Origin of the sequence: Escherichia sp. MR (assembly GCF_005280595.1) — a bacterium.
Taxonomy (GTDB): Bacteria; Pseudomonadota; Gammaproteobacteria; order Enterobacterales; family Enterobacteriaceae; genus Escherichia; species Escherichia ruysiae.
Genome location: NZ_SZVK01000133.1, coordinates 1 through 385, shown reverse-complemented (window position 1 = coordinate 385; position 385 = coordinate 1). Strand labels below are relative to the sequence as shown.

Genomic DNA, 385 nt, shown 5'->3' with positions numbered 1-385 from the left:
CACGATCAGACTGGCGAGAATGCCAGCAATGACCGGAGCCGCTAAATCGTGCCAGAAGGCCATGCCTAACTGCGCGAGCGTCATATAGCCGCCTGTGTTGTAATGACAACGTTTCGCGGCTATTCTTGTATTGTTTGGATGCAAGAATGGCCCCCGTGATGTTGTCAGATATATACCTGCAACGTGCGGGGGTTTTCTCTCTCCAGCAACCAATGCCACCAGGGATTAAGCCCCCGCAACATTGTGCCTCACCGGACTCTTCCGGCTTGCCGCTGATTCTACGACTGTTTTTCTGCTTCGAAATCCACCACTTCTTCACTCTGTGCAGTGCGTTCCGCAGAATATTACCGGCTTGCAGCCGTTGCATTTTTCTTACGAAAAAGGC

General features: G+C 51.9%; 1 protein-coding gene. It reads right to left on the bottom strand.

Annotated features, from left to right (window positions below):
- Positions 1-84 (bottom strand): type I toxin-antitoxin system toxin Ldr family protein (locus tag FC814_RS22590; protein WP_137326491.1); only part of this gene is annotated, 84 nt, incomplete at its 3' end.
- Positions 85-385 lie beyond the last annotated feature (301 nt).